This window comes from Pseudomonas sp. SK2 (genome assembly GCF_016772395.1).
Lineage (GTDB): Bacteria > Pseudomonadota > Gammaproteobacteria > Pseudomonadales > Pseudomonadaceae > Aquipseudomonas > Aquipseudomonas taiwanensis.
Genome location: NZ_CP061944.1, coordinates 4,211,516 through 4,229,115 on the forward strand (window position 1 = coordinate 4,211,516; position 17,600 = coordinate 4,229,115).

A 17,600-nucleotide genomic window follows, 5' to 3' on the forward strand; every position below is an offset into this window, starting at 1 on the left:
GAGAACATGCAAACACTCTCGCCGTTGAAATCCCCCCGTCCCGATACCTTGCGCTGGGCCATTTTCCTCGCCGTGCTGAGCCCCGGCACCGCTATGGCCCAAGGTGGCCTGCAAGCGGCACCAGGCCCAGGCGGCACACCCGTGATCAACAGCGGCCACGGCGTACCGGTCATCGACATCGTCGCCCCCAACGCCAATGGCCTGTCGCACAACCAGTTTCTCGACTACAACGTGGGTAGACCCGGTTTAGTGCTCAACAACGCCTTGCAAGCCGGCCAGTCGCAGCTGGCCGGTGCCCTGGCCGCCAATCCGCAGTTCCAGGGGCAGGCAGCCTCCACCATTCTCAACGAGGTCGTCAGCCGCAACGCATCGTTGATCGAAGGGCCGCAGGAAATCTTCGGCCGCCCGGCCGATTACATTCTGGCCAACCCCAACGGCATCACCCTCAACGGCGGCAGTTTCATCAACACCACCCGTGCAGGCTTCGTGGTCGGCACGCCCGAGATGCAAGCCGAGCAACTCCAGTACCTCGACACGCTCAGTGCCAGCGGAAGCTTGCAGGTGCTCGAAGGTGGGCAGAGCAACAGCGAAGGCGCGCTCGACCTGATCGCACCCCGCCTGAACAGCACGGGGCTGCTGCAGGCCAAGCAGGATCTGAACATCACCGTAGGCCGCCATCGGATCGACCACGGCGGTGGCCAGATCGTCGAGCACCTGCCTGCGCTGCCCTCGACCATCGACGCCAGCCTGTTCGGCGCCATGCGTGCCGGACGCATTCGTGTGGTGAGTACCGCCGAGGGCGCTGGAGTGCGCATGGGGGCGATGGAGGTCGAAGGCCGCGAGGGTATCGACATCCGCTCCGCTGGCGGGTTGCAGGTGAAGGGCGATGCCGAAAATCATGCCAAGCTGCGCAGCGAACAAGGCGCGCTGACGCTCAGCGCTGCCGACGACCTGAGCCTGAGCGCCGTCGACGGCCACGCCAGGCGCGTCGAGCTCAAGGCCGACAAGAAGCTGACCCTGGATGCCGAAACCCGGGAAACCATCGAGCGAAATCGCGACAAGTGGAACAAGAAGTTCCTGTTCGTCACCCGGGAAACCTACAACCGTGAGCGCACCACCACCAACAAGGCGCAGCACGGCACAACCCTGCACGGTCGCGACGGCATGGCCTTGCAGTCCGGGGACGACATGCAAATGGTGGCGGCCAACCTCAGCACCCCCAGCGACCTTGAGCTGAACAGTGGCGGCAATCTGAACATCGAAGCCGGTATCGACAGCCTGCGTATCCAGGAAAAGGTGCGCCATCGCAAGGACCTGTGGCGCGGAGACCGTGACTCGGACCTGCTCGCCGAGAAGGCCAATGCCAGCGCCCTCGATGCCGGACGCATGACGGTCAAGGTTGCCGATACCCTCAGGGTCAACGGCAGCACCCTGCACAGCGGCGGCGACCAGTCCATCAAGGCAAGGACCGTCGAGGTGCGGACCACAGCCTTGAAAGAACAGGGCACCCAGCGCAATTACCGGGGCGATCTGGTATCCGGCACCTTCTTCGGCGACCGCAAAGGCAAGGACAGCCAAGGCCAGACCGTGGTCGGCAGCAGCATCACCAGCGACGGCGCCATGCAGGTGGTCGCCGATCAAGTCAGCCTCAAGGGCAGCCGTGTCATGGCCGAGGGCGATGCCGTGCTCTACAGCGAAAAAGGTCACCTGGCCATCGAAGCCGATCAGGGCAGCAGCACGTCCACCCAGCGCGATAGCAGCAGCAAGTTGTTCGGTCTGCTCGGCAACAAGCACGAGAGCAAAACGCAAAGAGCCCAGGTGTTGATCAGTGACGTGTCGTCCACCACCAACCTGCGCCTGGCCAGCGCCGACGCATTGCGTGTGCGGGGCGCCAGGGTGGAGGCCGGCAAGCACCTGCAAGTCGAAGCAAAGGGCGACCTGCTGGTCGACAGTGCACAGTCCCGGGACCTCATCCAAACCTCGTCCCAGCAGCGCAGCTTCAGCGCCGATGCCAGGCAAACCCATGCGGCCCAGGACGGCAAGCCTGAATCGCGCCAGTACGCGGCCAGCGTGGGCTATGAAGTCGCCACGACGACCGGTGAACGCGTCGAGACCCGCCAGGTTGCCAGCGAACTCAAGGGCGCCTCGGTAACCCTCGACAGCGGCGCTCATCTGCAGGTCAATGGTTCGAAGGTTCAGGCCAGCGCGGGTGACCTAGGCCTGCACGGCAAACAGTTGACCCTGGGCGTCACACGTAACGACACGCAAGAAACCACCCGTACTCAGCAGAGCGGTGGCGGCCTGACCGTGACCGGCGGCATCGACCGGCTCGGCAGTGCGTTCGATGGCCACCACGACACCCACACGGTCACCGCGCTCGACAGCAAAGTGCAACGCAGCGAACTCCAGGCCAGCGGCGACGTGAAGATCGACACGGGCGAAATGGCCAACGAAGCGGCACGCGTCGAGGCCGGTAAAACCCTGCAGGTCGTCGCCACGCACATCGACAACCGCGCCCCGGAAAACATCGAACAGCGTGAGGAAGTCACCGACAACTGGCGTGGCAGCCTGGGGGCCAGCGTGGAGTACCGTGATCTCACCCGCCCGATCGAGCGCCTGATACTGGGCGAGGAGGCTCAGCGCTTCCAGCAAGCTTCGCCCGAAGATGCCATGGCAGCGCCCAGCGTGGGTGCCGACCTGACGCTGGAGCACATCAAGCGCCTGGAAAACCAGCGCCGTGGCTATGCCCAGGTCAGCGAGTTGTCCGGCAGCGCGGTGACCAGCAAGGCTGACATCATCGAAGACCAAGGCACCGCGTGGCGAGCCAACGCCGGCGCCTTGCAGATCGACGCCGACCGGCATCACCTGCGGGCAGCCGAAAACACTCAGCAGACCACTGTGCAGCGGCTGGCCTATGGCGGCGACCTGCGCGTGGACAGCACCACCGGCAGCGACCTGAACATGCGTGCCTCTGGCAAAGGCGGTTCACTGGACAAGCTGGAAGTCGCCAACACAGCGGTGCCCGGCAGCCTCTATGGCCAACAAGGCATCCAGGTACAGTTGGGTAGCGACGGCCGCTACGAAGGCACACGCTTCGATGGCGGTGACGGCCATGTCCTCGTTCGCAGTGGCGGCGACCTGGCCCTGACCCAGGCGACCAACCACAGCAAACAGTCGTCGCGCCAGCTTGATGGCAACGCCTGGGCCAAGGGCGGCAACCGCCCGGACAGCACCGGAGGCGAGACCCGCGGCTACCTCGACCACGTCCAGAAAAACAGCGAGCAAACCAAGGCACAGGTCGCACAGGTCGATGCCAAAGGCGAAGTACGCCTGAGCAGCGCGGGCGACCTGTTGCTCGAAGGCACCCGCATCGGCGATCGCACCGCCAAGGTAGGCGATACCTATCTGGACAGCGGCGGCCGTTTGCAGGTCAAGGCCGCCAGCGATACCCAACAGGCCAGTGGCGCCAACCTGGGCGGCGGCATGGAACTGGCGGCCAAGACGGGCGCTACACAGAGCGGCGCCCTCGGTGGCCACTTCAGCAACGGCAGGGTGGACGAGAACGCCAGCCAGGCGGTCGATGCGCAGATCGCCAGCGGCGGAAAACTGAGCGTGACCAGCCGCGCCCGCGACAACCTCGCTGCGCACTTGCAAGGGCTGCAGGTTTCCGCCGAACAGATTGCGCTGAACGCAAGCAACGGCGGCCTGCGGATCGAAGCGTCGAAGGATATCGAGCGCCGCAACAACCTGGACATCACTGCAGGTGCCGGTTTCAGCATGGCCACGGGCGCGACCGATACCCGCGGCCTGCATGGCCGCGTCAAGGTCGACCTGGACAAGCGCGACAACCAGACCTGGAACGCCAATACCCTGCGCGCCGGGCACATCAGCCTGGCAAGCCTCGGCGACACACAGCTGGAAGGCACCAGCCTGGAAGCCGAGCGCATCACCGGCGATGTCGGCGGTGACCTGAAGCTGGCCAGTCTCAAGGACCGCGTCGATACCCTGACAATCAATGCCGATGCGCGATTGAGCCAGGAAAAGAACCCGCAGGGCTACGTCAATGCCGCCAGTTCGCTGGCCGGGCCATTGGGAGGGAACGTCGCGAAGAAAGCCGGCCCGGCCTTGAGCAAGGCGGAACCCGGCTTCTCGCCAACCTTCAGTCTCGACCTCACCCACGCGCAGCGTGACAGCGTCGCTCACCCGACAGCGCTCAAAGGCAGCGAAGGTATCGACCTGAACGTCGCAGGCGAAGCGCAGTTGATGGGCGCGCGGTTGCAGTCGGCCAAAGGCGATGTCGCACTGCGTGCCCAAGCCGTAACCCGTGAAACCCTGAGCGGCAGCGATTATCGCCGTGACGTGTCGATCGACGCCTCCAACTCGCCAGTCGACCTGGGTACCGCCGTGGCCCAGCTGACCAAAGGCAAGGGGGCGGCCGATGGCGAGAATGCGCTCGACCTGGGCTTGCTGCGCACCAGCGGCTACAACCGCAACCAGGCGTGGGCATCGAGCGTACAGGGCAAGCGTGATTGACTGGACCGGGCGGGTTGGGCGTCGTCGCCCTGCCCGCCTACCACCTCAAGCGACGCTGACCTGAAGTCGCCTGTGCCTCCATCCATTGCGCGCCACGCAGCACGGGCGTCAAGGCGGCATCGGGCTGCATCTGGAATCGGACCTGCGCCGTTCGCTGCATCAGGTCGGCATCCAGGTTCACCTGGTGCTGCCCCTGCAGCGCCAGGTGTCCCAGCAGATGCCAGCCCGCCCGGCAATCCAGCTCGATCGAGCCTTGCCCCAACGCCAATGACCAGGGTGCGCTCACCGCCACATCCACTGCCTGCAGGCGCCCAGCCGAACCCTGGCAGTTCAGCCCCGAGCCTTGCGCCGTCAGCGTGCCTTGCCATTGCCCCGCCAGGCGATAGTCCGCCTGCGCAGTCGCTTGCGCACCTGTCGCCTGCACCTGCAAGCGCCAGCGCCATGGCCAACCTTCGGCACGTAACTGCCAGGCCTGGCCTTGGTAACCCAGCTCGCCGATTGCTACCAGACGCCATGGTTGCAAGGTCCATCGCAACGGACCGACCGCCCCCCAATGTTGCGCCTGTCCGTGCCACAGCGTTCCGCTGACGCCGCCAAGCGCGGCCCCCGAGGCGCGCGCCACCCAACTGGCGGGTAATTCCACCAGCACGGTCAGCCCGAACACCAGTGCCATCCACAACAATCCGCGTCGGCTCATGGCTGCACCAACAGGTCGAACCGCAAGCGCCCGGCGTCCTGCTCCAGCCCCCACTGCAGCGGCTGCACGCCCTCTGCCTGGAGAGTCTGCAACCAGCCCTGAAGATGCTGCGCATCTGCGACCTGGCCGCGCACCTGCCAGCGCTCGCCTTGCGGCTCGACCTGGCTGATGTCGATGCGCGCCACCAGGGCCGACTGATGCAAACGCTCAAGGCTCAACGCCGGCCCTCCAGGCAAACGGCCAGCCGTTTGCGCCAGTTCGCGCCATTGCCCCAGCTCACGCCAAAGGCTCAGCCCTTCACGGGTAACCAGCACCGCCACCAGCAGCCCGATCAGGCACCCTGCGAGCACGCCCCGCTTGCGCTGCAACCCGTACAGGTTCATACCGCATCCCCCAGGTCGAAGGTCACTTGCCACTGCAGCGCCGGCGTCCCGCCTTGAACCTCGACACGCGCACCGGCCGTCTCGGCCATTTCACGCCAGGGCGGCGCAACGCCATCACCCTCCAGGCGCAGGTGCCAACGCTGGCCGTCGAAGCGCACCGCTTGCAGCCGCCACTGGGGGTGCTCACGCAGCCAACCCTGCAGACATGCTTGCAGCTCGTCGAGCTGGCGTAAGCGCAGCTGCTGCTGTACCTGGCCTTCCCGCAGGCGCTTGAGCGCCTGGGCAGCCTGGCGAGGGCTGGCATGCTCGCCGGCAACCGCCGCCACCTCGGCACGCCAGACCTGGGCTTGGTGCCACTGCTGGGTCAGGCACACCCCGCCCCACGTACACGCTAACAGCAGGCAGGCCACCAGCAGACCGCGCTGTTGCCGCGACACGCCAGGCAACTTGCATGCCCCACCGCGCTGCTCGAACACACGAGGCAATTGCGCCAGCGACGCCAAGGGCGTCGGCCATGGGCCTTCCATGAATTGTCTGCGCAGGCTTGACCAAGGGTGTTCTGGCAGCTCGCCCAGTCCATCGGGCCAGGCCAGCCACAGCTCGTTCGCCTCGGCCGTCATGCCCTTGAACAGCGTCAGGCCCGACGATCTTCGCCACTGCCAGGCAGCACCTGGTTCAGGCATCGGCATCAACTGGAACTCGGCCCAACAGTGCTCGGCCTGCAGCCCCCACTCGGCACACTGCTCGCGCCAGCCCGCCAGGGCCTGGCGCGCCACCACCAACAACTGCAGTTGCCCGGGTGGGGCGCAGAGGCGCGCGCACACGACATCCTCCGGGTGCTCAAGCAAGCGATCTTCCAGAAGCATCGGCCACTCCTCGCGCTTGAGCCGCGGCGGTGCCGCCACTTGGAACTGGCTGCAATGCTGCGCGGGGATGATCAGCACAACCTGAACATCCTCCTGCACCGGCGGCTTACCTACCCCTTCTGTTGTCGCGCCCCTCGTGTCGATCAGCATCCAATCCCAGACGATGCCCGGCCGCAGCAACAAGCGGGGCCGATTCGCTGTCCGTCGACGCCACTCAAGCATCATGACCGCCCCCAAGGGAGAACGAAGGTGCAGACATAGGGTGCTCCATCACGCTGCAGTTCCAAGCGCACGCCGCGACCTGGGTGCGCCGGTTGATCGGAAGGCCAGGCCAGCCAACGGCCACCCTGGTGGTAAAGAATGTTCATCGCGCTGACCCGCTCCAGTTGCTCACGCAATACCCAATGGGGCGCGCCAGCGGCGTACAGGTCGGCAGAGCTTTCCAGTAACACGCGCTGTTGGCGGACATCGAAACGCAGACGCTGGCGCTGAAGCCGTGAACCCCCTTCGGCTTCTGGTATGGCGGCAGCAGCCACCCACAGCAGTTGCTGGCGGTCGGGCTGCCAATCGAGCCACCGGCTGGCCAGTGGCAGACGTTGTTCATGGACACGGCGCAGCACCGGGCTGTCGAAACGCCGCTCCAGGGCCAGGCAAAAGTCCAGCACACTGGTTTCCTGGGTCGTCGACTGCAGCCGTTCGCGCACCTTCAGCCAGCCATTGACCAGCGCCGAAAGCATGACGCCCAGTAGCGCGGTCAGGGCCAGTGCGACCAACAGTTCGATCAGGGTCAGGCCCGCCTGGCGCCGCTTCATTGGGTCACTCCCATGGTCGCTTTCATAGCCTGATCTCCGCCAAGCCAGCGCCTACAGAACAGCTGATCGCGGGCATCAGGGGCGCTCCAGAAATACGCTGAACTGGCCCAGCGCAAGGCGCTGGTCGCGGTCGGCGTAAAGCTGCAACTCACCCCGGCGCAAGTCGCGCACACCGGTGCCACGCAACTGCAATTGCCAATGACAGGCTTGCCCGCCCTGGCTCAGCACGCCGCCAACCTGGTTAGCGGTCGGCCAAAACTGCTCGACGGTGAAGCGCGCTTGCAGCTCCCGCGCGCAGAGCAGTCCCAGGCGGTGGTGTTGCACGCTATCCTGAACGGCCAGGCGCTGGCGCAAGACCTGGCTGGTGATGACCGCCAGCACGGCGGTAATCGCCAGGGCGACGGTGACTTCCAGCAAGGTGAAGCCCTGTTGCCTGTGCTTCATGGCGCCGCCGCTACCCGCAAACGGCCATCGTGGCTCCAGTCCCAGCGCTGGCTGCCCTCGGCCCAATGCCAGCGCACACTGCCCGGCTGCGCCCAGCCTTGGGCCGTGAACAGCACGTGAGGTTGCGCGCTGGCCGGCCAGTCAGGGCGCAAGCCCTTGGGCCAAGGGTCGAAGGTGACCGGTTCGACGACCCAACGTGCCCCCTCCCTGCGGACGAACTGTGGATGCTGGCCGGTCCAGCGCAACCCGCGCAGTTGTCCGGTGTGGCGTGCCAACGCAGCCTGTGCGCGGGTCTCGGCGGCCAGGCGCTGCAACGCCTGGTCGACATTCGCCCCACCGCTCTCGAGTGAGGCGACGGCAAGCCCGGTCATCAACCCGGCGATGGCCAGTACCACCAGCAGCTCAAGCAAGCTGAAACCGCGCTGGTCCGTCATGGGCTACAGCTCCCAGTTGCCCAGGTCGGCATCCTGCCCTTCACCGCCGGCCATGCCGTCGGCCCCCAGCGAATACACATCGACCCGACCATGCTCGCCCGGCATGCGGTACTGGTAAGGCGTGCCCCAAGGGTCCTGCGGTAAGCGACGCACGTAACCATCGCTGCGCCAGGCCCGTGGCAGCGGCTCCTGCGCAGGCTTTTTCACCAGAGCGGCCAAGCCCTGCTCGTTGCTGGGAAAGCGCAGGTTGTCCAGGCGATACATGTCCAGGGCCTGTTCCAGGGTGGCCAGGTCGGCCATGACCTTCTGGCGCATGGCCTTGTCCTGGTTGCCCAGTACGCTGGGCGCGACCACGGCGATCAACAGGCCGATGATGAAGATCACCACCATGATTTCCATCAGGGTGAAACCGCTCTGGCGGGTGCGTCGTTGCTGCATGTCGGTACTCCTTGTGTTCACAGTTGCAGGCCCTGGTTCAGTTGCATGATCGGCAGCAGGACCGCCAGCACGATGAACAGCACCACCGCGCCCATCACCAGGATCATCAGGGGTTCGAAAAGCGCCATGGCCGTATCCACCTGGCGGGCGAAGCCCCGCTCCTGGTCGTCGGCCACGCGTTCGAGCATGTCGGACAGGGTGCCGCTGGCTTCGCCGCTGCCCACCATGTTCACCAGCAGCGGCGGGAATTGCTGACTGGCGTCCAGGGCGCGATGCAGGCTGGTGCCGCCCTGCACTTGCAGGCGCACCTGCTCCATGGCCAGGCGGATACGCCGGTTGCCGACGGTTTCGGTGGCCACCTGCAAGGCTTCGAGCAATGCCACGCCACTGCCGCTGAGAATCGCCAGGCTGCGCGCCAGCCGCGCGCTTTCCAGCACCTGCAGCAGGGTGCCGATGCGCGGCAGGCGCAGCAGCAGCTCATCGCGGCGCAGGCACCAGTACGGCTTGCGCAGCAGCCAGCCAGAGAGGCCCGTGAGCAGCAGTGCCAATGCCAGCAACCAGGGACCGGCCTGCACCAAGCCCTGGCTCAGCCCGATCAACAGCGAGGTGATCAGGGGCAGGCCTTGCCCGGCATGGGCGAACTGCTCGGTGAGTTTGGGCACCACGAACGTCATGAGCCCGACCACCACCGCCAGCGACACGCCCATCAGCACGACGGGGTAGATCAGCGCGGTGCGCGCCTTGTGCTGTTGCCTTTGGACTTGCTCCAGATGATCTGCCAGACGTGTGAGCACCTGGGCCAGGCGCCCGGAACGCTCGCCGGCCTCGACCAGCGCACAATAGAGCCCAGAGAATGGCGCCCCTTGACGGGCAAGGCTGCGAGCCAACCCCAGGCCCTCGGCCAGCGAGCCTCGCAAGGCCACCAGCACGCTGTGCAACTGCGGTTCGCGCAGTTGGCGCTCAAGCGTGGCCAGGGCATCGACCAACGGGATACCAGCGCCTGTGAGCGTGGCCAGTTGACGGGTCAGCTCACACAACTGCGCACGGCTCAGCCGCTGTCGACGAGACGTGCGCCCCCCGCCCTTGGCACCGGACAATCGACGGGCGAACAGCCCTTGCTCGCGCAGTAGCTGGCGGGCATGGCGCTCACTGTCGGCTTGCAGGCTAGCCGTGTGGGTTTTGCCGGTTAGATCGACGGCGTGGTAGCGGTAGGTCGGCATGGCTCAGCCCTGCACCACGCGCAGCACTTCGGCCAGGCTAGTCTGGCCGCTTGCCAGGCAATCGCTGGCCATGGCCAGCAGGCTCTGGCGTCGTGGGGCGAGGTAATCGTGCATGGCGACTTCACTGGCACCGTCATACAACAAGCCGATCAGGCCTGCATCCAGTTCGACGAACTCGTACAGGCCAATGCGTCCGACATAGCCGCTACCCTGGCAATCCGCACAGCCTACCGGGTGGTAGCTGTCGCCCAGCGTCGCCAGTTCCGGCCACATCTCGCGTTCGGCCACTTGCAGAGGATGCGCCACCGCACAATGGCATAGCCGGCGCACCAGGCGCTGGGCCAGCACGCCACGCAGGCATGAAGCGATCAGGAACGGCTCGATGCCCATGTCGCGCAAGCGCGTCACGGCACCTACCGCACTGTTGGTGTGCAGGGTCGACAGCACCAAGTGGCCGGTGAGGCTGGCCTGAACGGCGATCTGCGCGGTTTCCTGGTCGCGGATTTCCCCCAGCATGATCACGTCCGGATCCTGACGCAGGATGGCCCGAAGGCCATTGGCGAAGGTCAGCCCGGCTCGTGGGTTGATAGCGGTCTGGCCGATGCCGGTAATGGCGTACTCCACCGGGTCCTCGACGGTAAGGATATTGCGGCTGCCATCGTTGAGGCCATTGAGGCTGGCATACAGGGTGGTGGTCTTGCCTGAACCGGTCGGCCCGGTGGACAGCACGATGCCATTGGGCCGCGCCAGACAGGCGCGCAGGCCTTGCAGCACGGCGGCCGGCATACCCAGGTTGTCCAGCGCCAGCAGGCTGGCCTGCTTGTCGAGTACACGCATCACCACCCGCTCGCCATGGATGCCAGGCAGGGTCGAGACACGCACATCCACTTCACGCCCGGCAGCGCGCAAGGTGATGCGCCCGTCCTGCGGCTGGCGCTTCTCGGCGATGTCCAGGCGCGCCATGACCTTGATCCGCGATACCAGCATCGCTGACAGCGCCCGAGGTGGGCGCAGCACCTCGCGCAAGTGGCCATCGACCCGCAGGCGCACCACCAGGCTCTGCTCGAAGGTTTCGATGTGGATGTCCGAAGCGCGCAGGCGCAAGGCCTGGCCGAACAGCCCGTTGATCAGGCGAATGACCGGGGCTTCGTCGTCACTTTCGAGCAAGTCCTCGATGCGCGGCATGTCGCTGATCAGGCTGTCCAGGTCGACCTGCTCGCCTATGCCTTCTATCAATGCTTCGTTGGCCCCTTCGCCCGCCTGGTACAGCTGGCCAAGGCGCGCATCGAAAGCATCTGGCGCCAGGTATTGGAGTGCACTGGGCTGGCCGTGGACGCGCAGCAGTTCCTGCAACTGGCAGCTGTCGGCCCCGTGGCGCAGCCAGAGTTGCCAGCCACTTTCGGCAGGCGCGATGGCGAGCCCCGCGTGACGCGCCAGGCGGTAGGGCAGCATCACCAGTCACCGCCTTCGAGGCGTGCCCGGCTGGCGGGGAACGCCTGCATCAACGGCGTAGCGCTCTGAGCGCCGGCAAGGCCGGGCAGGTTCAGCGGCGTGCTCTGCTGCAAGGTGCGGTATTTGTCTTCGCTCAAGCCAGCCAGGCTGGGGCCGTCGCGCAGGATGCGCGGGCGGATGAACACCATCAGGTTCTGCTTGGTGTTCTTGCTGGCATCGGAGCGGAACAACCGGCCAAGGCCCGGGATGTCCCCCAGAAATGGCACGCGTTGGTCACTGGTGCTCAGCTCATCGCTGATCAGGCCGCCCAGGATCACCAGGCCGTTGTCCTCGACCATCACCTTGGTCTTGATCTCACGCTTGTTGGTGATCACATCGCTGGCGGTGGTGGAGTCGGCGATGGACGAAACCTCCTGGACGATATCCAGGCGCACGCTGTTGTCGATGTTGATCTGCGGTTTGATCCGCAGCTTCACCCCGACTTCCTTGCGCTCGATGGTCTGGTAGGGGTTGGCGTTGTTCTGGGTGACGGAGCCGGTGACGAACGGCACTTCCTGACCGACCAGGATCGACGCTTCGGCGTTGTCCAGGGTCAGCAGGGTCGGTGTAGACAGCAGGTTGAAGCCGCTCTTGCCTTTGAGGGCGTTGATCAGCATGGCGAAATTGAAGCCACCGCCGATATGGCCGATGCCCGCCGTGGCCCCCGTGGTGGCCGACAGCAGATCGCCAAGTGCCTCGTTGTCGCCACTGGCCGCCGCGCCGGCAATGTTGGCAATGTTCACCCCGTTGCTGCCGAAGTTGACGATACCGGCGCCGAACTTTTCATCCGCGAACAGCCATTGCACACCCAGTTCCTGGGCGCGGCTGTCGGAAACCTCGGCGATGATCGCCTCGACGACCACCTGGGCGCGACGGATGTCCAACTGCTCGACGATCGTGCGATAGGCCGCCAACGCGCTGTCGGGCCCCACCATCACCACCGCGTTGGTACCTTCTTCGTACTCCAGGCGGATGCCCAGGTCGTTGGCCGGTGCCAAGCGCTTGTCCTTGCCCTCCTCTTCGCCTTCGCCGGGCACCGCGCCGTCCTGACTCAGCCCGCGCAACACCTTCACCACCTCGCCGGCGTTGGCATGGCGCAGGTAGATCACCTGGGTATTGCTGCTGTGCTGGTTGTCACTGGGGCGGTCGAGCTGCTTGAGCAGGGCACGCACACGGTCTGTGCTGCCGCGTACCAGAAGCGCATTGCTGCGAGGGTCGGCGACCACTTGGGTACTGTCGCCGCCCTGCTCCCGGGCCAACAGACGAGTCAGCAACGGCGCGGTGTCGGTAGCGCTGGCATGCTGCAGGGGCATGACCTGCAACGGTTCGTCGCTGACCTGGTCGAGCTGACGTAGCAGGCTGTCGATGCGTTCTAGATTGCTGCGCCAGTCCGTGACCACCAGCAGGTTAGCCGCCGGATAAGGCGTAATGACCCCCACCCGAGGGTCGATCAGCGGCTTGAGGATGCCGAGCATCTGCTCGCTGGCGGCGTTGCGTACATTGAATACCCGCGTGGCCACGCCATCGCTGCCTTCACCTGGTTGGCCGGCGGACTCCACCGGCACCGGCTCCAGGCGCGCAGCCTGGTCGGGTACGATCTTCACACTGCCATTGGGCAGGTCGACGGCGGCGTACCCCTGTGCGCGCAACTGCGCCAGGAAGATATCGTAGATGGCATCGGCATCGTGACGGTCGACGGTGCGGACCGTGACCTTGCCCTTGACCCGTGGATCGACGATGAAGGTAGTGCCGGTGATACGCGACACGCTGTCGATGAACTCGCCCAATTCGGTATCGACGAAATTCACCTCATACCGCGGTGTGCCATCCTCCTCGAACACCTCGGGTTCCTCGGCCCACGCAAGCGTCAGCGCCAGGCTCATGGTCGCGGCAACGCAGTATCTAACGAGCATCTTTCATCCTTGCCGCTTGAAGCCGGCCACGGCGGGGCGTGGCGGCCAGGGCAGGCGTTCACGCCGCCCCTGGTTGTCGAAAATCAGGCCATCGGCGTCGATGTCCTGCAACACGATCCCCGGCGCCAGGCGCTGGCCTCGCCCGAGCGTGCGCACCTGCTGGCCGAAGCGCAGCACCACCACACTGGCGGACAGTGGCTGGGCCTTGAGGCCACCGAGGTACTGCAGCGGCAGACGCGTGATGGCGATGGCACCGTCGTTGCCTGACGCCGACCAGTGACCGACCATCAGCCCAGGCAGCGGTGTGTCGCTGGCGGCAGGCGGGCTGGCCGGTTGCGGCGAGCGCCCCAGTTGCAGCAGGCATTGGGCGGCGAGCCAGGCGGCCAGCGTCAGGCAACTGCCGGTCACTAGCCTGGCGCCCAGGCTCACGAGGCCACCTGCCGTGGGTGCCAGCCGGGGTGTCCCTGCACATAACGCACTTCAGGCAACTGAAGCGGCGCCAGCTGCCAGCCTGTCGGCTGGTCCGCCAGCCAGGCCTCGACCCGCTGCCACAGTGGTTCGCCGGCCTGGGCGTCGAACTGCAAGCCGAAGGTGCGACACACCCCCTGGACCGGATCCAGGCCGGTGATGCGCTTGCCCTGCGGGCTGTAGCTGACGCGCCATGGCTGGCCCTGCCAGCGCGGCAGGTCCTGGCTGTTGTCCAGCAGCAATGGGTCGCCGAACAGTTGCTCGGCGGCGTTTTCCAGCACGTGTTCGACCTGGCGCGCTGGCGCTTCGACCACCGGGGCCGGATAGCTGCCGGTGAGGCTGATCAGATGCTCACGGGTGATGGCATCGCCCATTGCCACGGGGTAGTCGTAGCGCAGACCGGGCAACAGCACTGGCATGCTGCCGTCATCCGCCAAGGCCTGGTGCAGCAGTTGGTCCCAACTGCCAGCGCGGGTATCGCGGCGCCATAGCGCTTGCGGCGCGCGGGCCAACGGTTGGTCAAGCCAGGCCGCATGACCTGCGCGCTGCTGGCGCAACTGGCTTTGCAACTGGCCTGCGCGCCGTTGCGCCGCGGGTGAAAGCTGGTACGCGAACGCAGGGAAAAAATGCGCATCGAACTGCCATTGTCCAGCTACCTGCTGGCAACGCAGCCGAAATGCCCCACTGCCACGACAACCGGCGAAGAGCACCGGCACCTGGCGACCGCTGGCCTGGGTCACCGGCACGGGTGCGGGCCACAGGTCCTGACCTCGGGCGCACAACACGACGTCAACTTCCTTGACACGCTCGGCCAGCCACAAACCCGGCCCGGTACCGACATCGGCCAGGGCCACCACCAGGTCGGCCTCGCGTCGGGCCTGTTCGAAGGCCGGGCTCAGCGAGTGGTACCACTGCTTCAATGAGGCTTTCTGGTCCTGGGCGTAGGGGTCGGTGACGCCTACCACGGCGATGCGTACACCGCCGCGTTCGAACAGGTGCAGCGCCTCCAGCCCCAAGGCCTGGCGTTGCTCGCCAGCAAGCCCGGCGCCGAGGGTAACGGAGGAAGACTGACGATACAGGCCGGCGCAACGCTGCGGCCAGAGCACGCGCTCATCGCTGCTGACCCGCACCTCACTGCCCAGCAGTTGACTGCCTTGCAGGCCGCTCTCGCCCTGGGTCAGGTAGGCCAGGCCACTGCCATTCCAGCCCTGGCCGTTTTCCAGGGTCAGGCTATTCCCCGAACCGGCTTGCGCGCGCAACTGCTCAAGCAAGGCGCCCAGCACCGCGTAGCCTCCCAACTGAGCGGCTGACGCCTGGCTGGCATCGAGCAGTGGTGCAAGTTGCGGGTGAGCGACGCTGGCACTGGCGCCAGTCATCCAGGGTGCGCGGCCCAGATGGCTGACTGGCCCCAACCGCGTGGCCGGCACCACGGCCGGGCCCGGCTGGCGTGCATCGAGGGTATCGGCTATGTACAACAAATCGAGGCTGGCGTCCTCGCGACGCGAGCCGGGCAGTGCGGAACAGGCGCCGAGTAGCGGTGCCAGTGCACCGATCCCCATCCAGCTGATTACTTCACGCCTGTGCATGCTGCCTGCCGTCCCTATCCACGTTCCTGTTGGGCCCTGGATGTTGCGGCGTTCGCGTGACAGTTTAATGGCAGAAATCCGACAGCAATTCCAAATTGATCTTTGTGAACGCTCGGTAAGAACGGGTAGTTTTAAAAACCCCTTAACATTTCTGCCAATCAATCATCACACTTGCGCTCTAAAGTCGCGCTTTCCTCCAACTCAGCCAATTTAAGGACACCCTGATGAGTCGAGAAAGCGGCGATAACCTGGATCGCAACCTGAGCGGTAACCTGCCGATGGCCAGCGTCATGGATGCTTACCTGAGCCGTCGCAGCGTGATGCGCGGCAGCCTCGGCGCGGCCATTGCCATGATCGCCGGGGCCGGCCTGACGGGCTGCTTCGACAGTGGTGGCGGCTCGGACGACGATGCAGCCTCCAAGCCTCCGGTTACCGACCCGCAGCCGCCCGCACTGGCACTGGGCTTCCAGTCCATTGCAGGTTCGCGCACCGACGCCTGCGTCGTCGCCGCCGGTTACAGCGCCTACGTGCTAGCCCCCTGGGGCACGCCGCTCAACAGCAATGGCAATCCGTGGAAGTCCGACGGCAGCAACACCTCGACCGACCAGGCCAACGCCATGGGCATGCACCATGACGGCATGCACTTCTTCCCCATCAACGGCAGCTCCGAAGATGGCCTGCTGGCGATCAACTTCGAATACATCGACACCGCCGCCCTGCACCCCGCCGGCCCGACCACCGATGGCAGCGGCAACCGCCCAGTGGAAGAGGTGCGCAAGGAGATCAACGCCCACGGCGCTGGCGTGGTGCGCCTGCAGAAAGTCAGTGGCCGCTGGCAGGTGGTCGACAACGACCCGCTCAACCGCCGCTTCACCACCGCCTCGCAAATGGACATCGCTGGCCCCCTGCGCGGCACCGACCATGTGAAGACCAAATTCTCGCCGGACGGCACCCAGTGCCGAGGCACCAACAACAATTGCGGCAACGGCTACACCCCATGGGGCACCTACCTCACCTGTGAAGAGAACTGGCCCGGCATCTTCGTCAACAAGGGCATTCGCCCGGCCGACCAGGCGCGCATCGGCGTGGGTACGTCCAACGGACAGTACAAATGGGAAACCGCAGCGGGCGACGCCAGCGAGGTGGACGATGAGTTCGCCCGCTTCGACGTCACCGTCAAAGGCGCCAGCGCCACCGACGACTACCGCAACGAAGCCAGCACCTACGGCTATATCGTCGAGATCGACCCGTACGACAGCTCCACCCAGGCCACCAAGCGCACGGCCCTGGGACGCTTGCGCCATGAAGGGTGCTGCCCTGGCCTGCCGGTGGCCGGCAAGCCGCTGGTCTGGTACATGGGTGACGACTCCAACAACGAATACGTGTACAAGTTCGTGTCCGATGCCGTGTGGGATGCCGCCGACGCCACCCCGGCCAATCGCCTGGCCACCGGTGCCAAGTACATGGACCAGGGCAAGCTCTACGTGGCGCGCTTCAATGCCGACGGCACCGGCGTCTGGCTGCTGCTCGACGTCACCACCGCCACCACGGGCGGCAGCACCCTGGGGGCGCTGTATGGCGACCTGCCGGGCATCCTCCTCAACACCCGTGGCGCGGGCGATGCCGTGGGCGCCACGCCGATGGACCGCCCGGAGTGGACCACGGTCAACCCGCTCAATGGCGATGTCTACCTGACCCTGACCAACAACAGCGCGCGCACCGCCGACAAGGTCGACGCGGCCAACCCGCGCGGCCCGAACCGCCATGGCCATATCATCCGCTGGCACGACAGCGACGATCATTTGAGCTTCACCTGGGACATCTTCGTGTTCGGCGCCAACGCCGCAGGTACCGCTGACATCAACCGCTCGGGCCTGACCGAACTCAACCAGTTCGCAAGCCCCGACGGCATGAGCTTCGATAGCCGTGGCGTGCTGTGGTTCGAGACCGACAATGGTGAGTCGACCGTGACCGACTACACCAACGACCAATTGCTGGCGGTGATCCCCACCAACCTGGTCGATGCCAGCGGCAAGCAGGTCCCAGTCAATGCCCAGAACCAGGTGGACCTGCGCCGCTTCTTCGTCGGTCCGAATGGTTGCGAAGTGACGGGGATCGCCTTCACTCCGGACAACAAGACAATGTTCGTGAACATTCAGCACCCCGAGAACTGGCCGTACACCGACAGGGCTACCGATGCCACGCCAGCAGGCAGCACGGTGCGGCCACGCGCCTCGACGGTGGTGATCCAGCGCGATGATGGCGGGAAAATCGGCACCGCCTGACGTACTCGGCGGCGGGGTCGGCACTGAGGC

14 protein-coding genes are annotated in these 17,600 nt (G+C 65.7%); 2 read left to right on the forward strand and 12 right to left on the reverse strand.

The window, feature by feature from the left end; translation table 11 throughout:
* The first annotated feature begins 6 nt into the window (after nucleotides 1–6).
* Nucleotides 7–4,533 (forward strand): hemagglutinin repeat-containing protein, encoded by a 4,527-nt coding sequence (locus IF103_RS18955; RefSeq protein WP_202675578.1) that lies wholly within the window; start codon nucleotides 7–9, stop codon nucleotides 4,531–4,533.
* A gap of 37 nt (nucleotides 4,534–4,570) precedes the next feature.
* Here the strand turns inward: IF103_RS18955 and gspN are convergent, their stop codons facing one another.
* The 12 genes from gspN to IF103_RS19015 all read right to left on the reverse strand — a co-directional run bounded on the left by gspN (nucleotide 4,571) and on the right by IF103_RS19015 (nucleotide 15,285).
* Nucleotides 4,571–5,230, reverse strand: coding sequence for a type II secretion system protein N (gene gspN / locus IF103_RS18960; protein ID WP_027906555.1), 660 nt, complete (start codon nucleotides 5,228–5,230; stop codon nucleotides 4,571–4,573).
* A complete protein-coding gene (gene gspM, locus IF103_RS18965) occupies nucleotides 5,227–5,613 on the reverse strand; it encodes a type II secretion system protein GspM (protein ID WP_027906556.1) in 387 nt (128 codons plus the stop codon). Before gspM ends, gspN begins: the two co-directional genes overlap by 4 nt.
* Nucleotides 5,610–6,704, reverse strand: coding sequence for a GspL/Epsl periplasmic domain-containing protein (locus IF103_RS18970; RefSeq protein WP_041925741.1), 1,095 nt, complete (start codon nucleotides 6,702–6,704; stop codon nucleotides 5,610–5,612). Before IF103_RS18970 ends, gspM begins: the two co-directional genes overlap by 4 nt.
* Complete coding sequence (locus tag IF103_RS18975; RefSeq protein WP_027906558.1) at nucleotides 6,701–7,291, reverse strand: prepilin-type N-terminal cleavage/methylation domain-containing protein; 591 nt, start codon at nucleotides 7,289–7,291, stop codon at nucleotides 6,701–6,703. The genes IF103_RS18970 and IF103_RS18975 overlap by 4 nt, the downstream gene beginning before the upstream one ends.
* A 75-nt stretch (nucleotides 7,292–7,366) precedes the next feature.
* Nucleotides 7,367–7,735, reverse strand: coding sequence for a type II secretion system protein (locus tag IF103_RS18980; protein ID WP_104883358.1), 369 nt, complete (start codon nucleotides 7,733–7,735; stop codon nucleotides 7,367–7,369).
* Nucleotides 7,732–8,169, reverse strand: coding sequence for a type II secretion system minor pseudopilin GspH (gene gspH, locus IF103_RS18985; RefSeq protein ID WP_104883357.1), 438 nt, complete (start codon nucleotides 8,167–8,169; stop codon nucleotides 7,732–7,734). Before gspH ends, IF103_RS18980 begins: the two co-directional genes overlap by 4 nt.
* Nucleotides 8,170–8,172: 3 nt before the next feature.
* On the reverse strand, nucleotides 8,173–8,607 hold the full coding sequence (gene gspG, locus IF103_RS18990) for a type II secretion system major pseudopilin GspG (protein ID WP_023382061.1): 435 nt from the start codon (nucleotides 8,605–8,607) through the stop codon (nucleotides 8,173–8,175).
* A gap of 17 nt (nucleotides 8,608–8,624) precedes the next feature.
* Nucleotides 8,625–9,827 carry a type II secretion system inner membrane protein GspF gene (gene gspF / locus IF103_RS18995; protein WP_104883356.1) on the reverse strand — a complete coding sequence of 401 codons (1,203 nt, stop codon included), beginning with the start codon at nucleotides 9,825–9,827 and terminating at the stop codon, nucleotides 8,625–8,627.
* Between the two features lie 3 nt (nucleotides 9,828–9,830).
* Nucleotides 9,831–11,279 carry a GspE/PulE family protein gene (locus IF103_RS19000; protein WP_104883355.1) on the reverse strand — a complete coding sequence of 483 codons (1,449 nt, stop codon included), beginning with the start codon at nucleotides 11,277–11,279 and terminating at the stop codon, nucleotides 9,831–9,833.
* Complete coding sequence (gene gspD / locus IF103_RS19005; protein ID WP_186598462.1) at nucleotides 11,279–13,231, reverse strand: type II secretion system secretin GspD; 1,953 nt, start codon at nucleotides 13,229–13,231, stop codon at nucleotides 11,279–11,281. The genes IF103_RS19000 and gspD overlap by 1 nt, the downstream gene beginning before the upstream one ends.
* A 3-nt stretch (nucleotides 13,232–13,234) precedes the next feature.
* Nucleotides 13,235–13,660 carry a pilus assembly protein PilZ gene (locus IF103_RS19010; RefSeq protein ID WP_104881331.1) on the reverse strand — a complete coding sequence of 142 codons (426 nt, stop codon included), beginning with the start codon at nucleotides 13,658–13,660 and terminating at the stop codon, nucleotides 13,235–13,237.
* Nucleotides 13,657–15,285, reverse strand: coding sequence for a bifunctional UDP-sugar hydrolase/5'-nucleotidase (locus IF103_RS19015; RefSeq protein ID WP_186598460.1), 1,629 nt, complete (start codon nucleotides 15,283–15,285; stop codon nucleotides 13,657–13,659). Before IF103_RS19015 ends, IF103_RS19010 begins: the two co-directional genes overlap by 4 nt.
* A 224-nt stretch (nucleotides 15,286–15,509) precedes the next feature.
* Between IF103_RS19015 and IF103_RS19020 the strand changes: the two genes are divergently transcribed.
* On the forward strand, nucleotides 15,510–17,570 hold the full coding sequence (locus tag IF103_RS19020; RefSeq protein WP_202675580.1) for a PhoX family protein: 2,061 nt from the start codon (nucleotides 15,510–15,512) through the stop codon (nucleotides 17,568–17,570).
* Nucleotides 17,571–17,600: the final 30 nt, after the last annotated feature.

Excerpts from the sequence above, each read along its gene's own strand:
- gspD (WP_186598462.1), bottom strand. The coding sequence starts at position 13,231 with ATGCTCGTTAGATACTGCGTTGCCGCGACCATGAGCCTGGCGCTGACG.
- gspN (WP_027906555.1), bottom strand. The coding sequence starts at position 5,230 with ATGAGCCGACGCGGATTGTTGTGGATGGCACTGGTGTTCGGGCTGACC.
- IF103_RS18975 (WP_027906558.1), bottom strand. The coding sequence starts at position 7,291 with ATGAAGCGGCGCCAGGCGGGCCTGACCCTGATCGAACTGTTGGTCGCA.
- gspH (WP_104883357.1), bottom strand. The coding sequence starts at position 8,169 with ATGACGGACCAGCGCGGTTTCAGCTTGCTTGAGCTGCTGGTGGTACTG.
- gspG (WP_023382061.1), bottom strand. The coding sequence starts at position 8,607 with ATGCAGCAACGACGCACCCGCCAGAGCGGTTTCACCCTGATGGAAATC.
- IF103_RS18970 (WP_041925741.1), bottom strand. The coding sequence starts at position 6,704 with ATGATGCTTGAGTGGCGTCGACGGACAGCGAATCGGCCCCGCTTGTTG.
- gspF (WP_104883356.1), bottom strand. The coding sequence starts at position 9,827 with ATGCCGACCTACCGCTACCACGCCGTCGATCTAACCGGCAAAACCCAC.
- gspM (WP_027906556.1), bottom strand. The coding sequence starts at position 5,613 with ATGAACCTGTACGGGTTGCAGCGCAAGCGGGGCGTGCTCGCAGGGTGC.
- IF103_RS19000 (WP_104883355.1), bottom strand. The coding sequence starts at position 11,279 with ATGCTGCCCTACCGCCTGGCGCGTCACGCGGGGCTCGCCATCGCGCCT.
- IF103_RS19015 (WP_186598460.1), bottom strand. The coding sequence starts at position 15,285 with ATGCACAGGCGTGAAGTAATCAGCTGGATGGGGATCGGTGCACTGGCA.
- IF103_RS19020 (WP_202675580.1), top strand. The coding sequence starts at position 15,510 with ATGAGTCGAGAAAGCGGCGATAACCTGGATCGCAACCTGAGCGGTAAC.
- IF103_RS18955 (WP_202675578.1), top strand. The coding sequence starts at position 7 with ATGCAAACACTCTCGCCGTTGAAATCCCCCCGTCCCGATACCTTGCGC.
- IF103_RS18980 (WP_104883358.1), bottom strand. The coding sequence starts at position 7,735 with ATGAAGCACAGGCAACAGGGCTTCACCTTGCTGGAAGTCACCGTCGCC.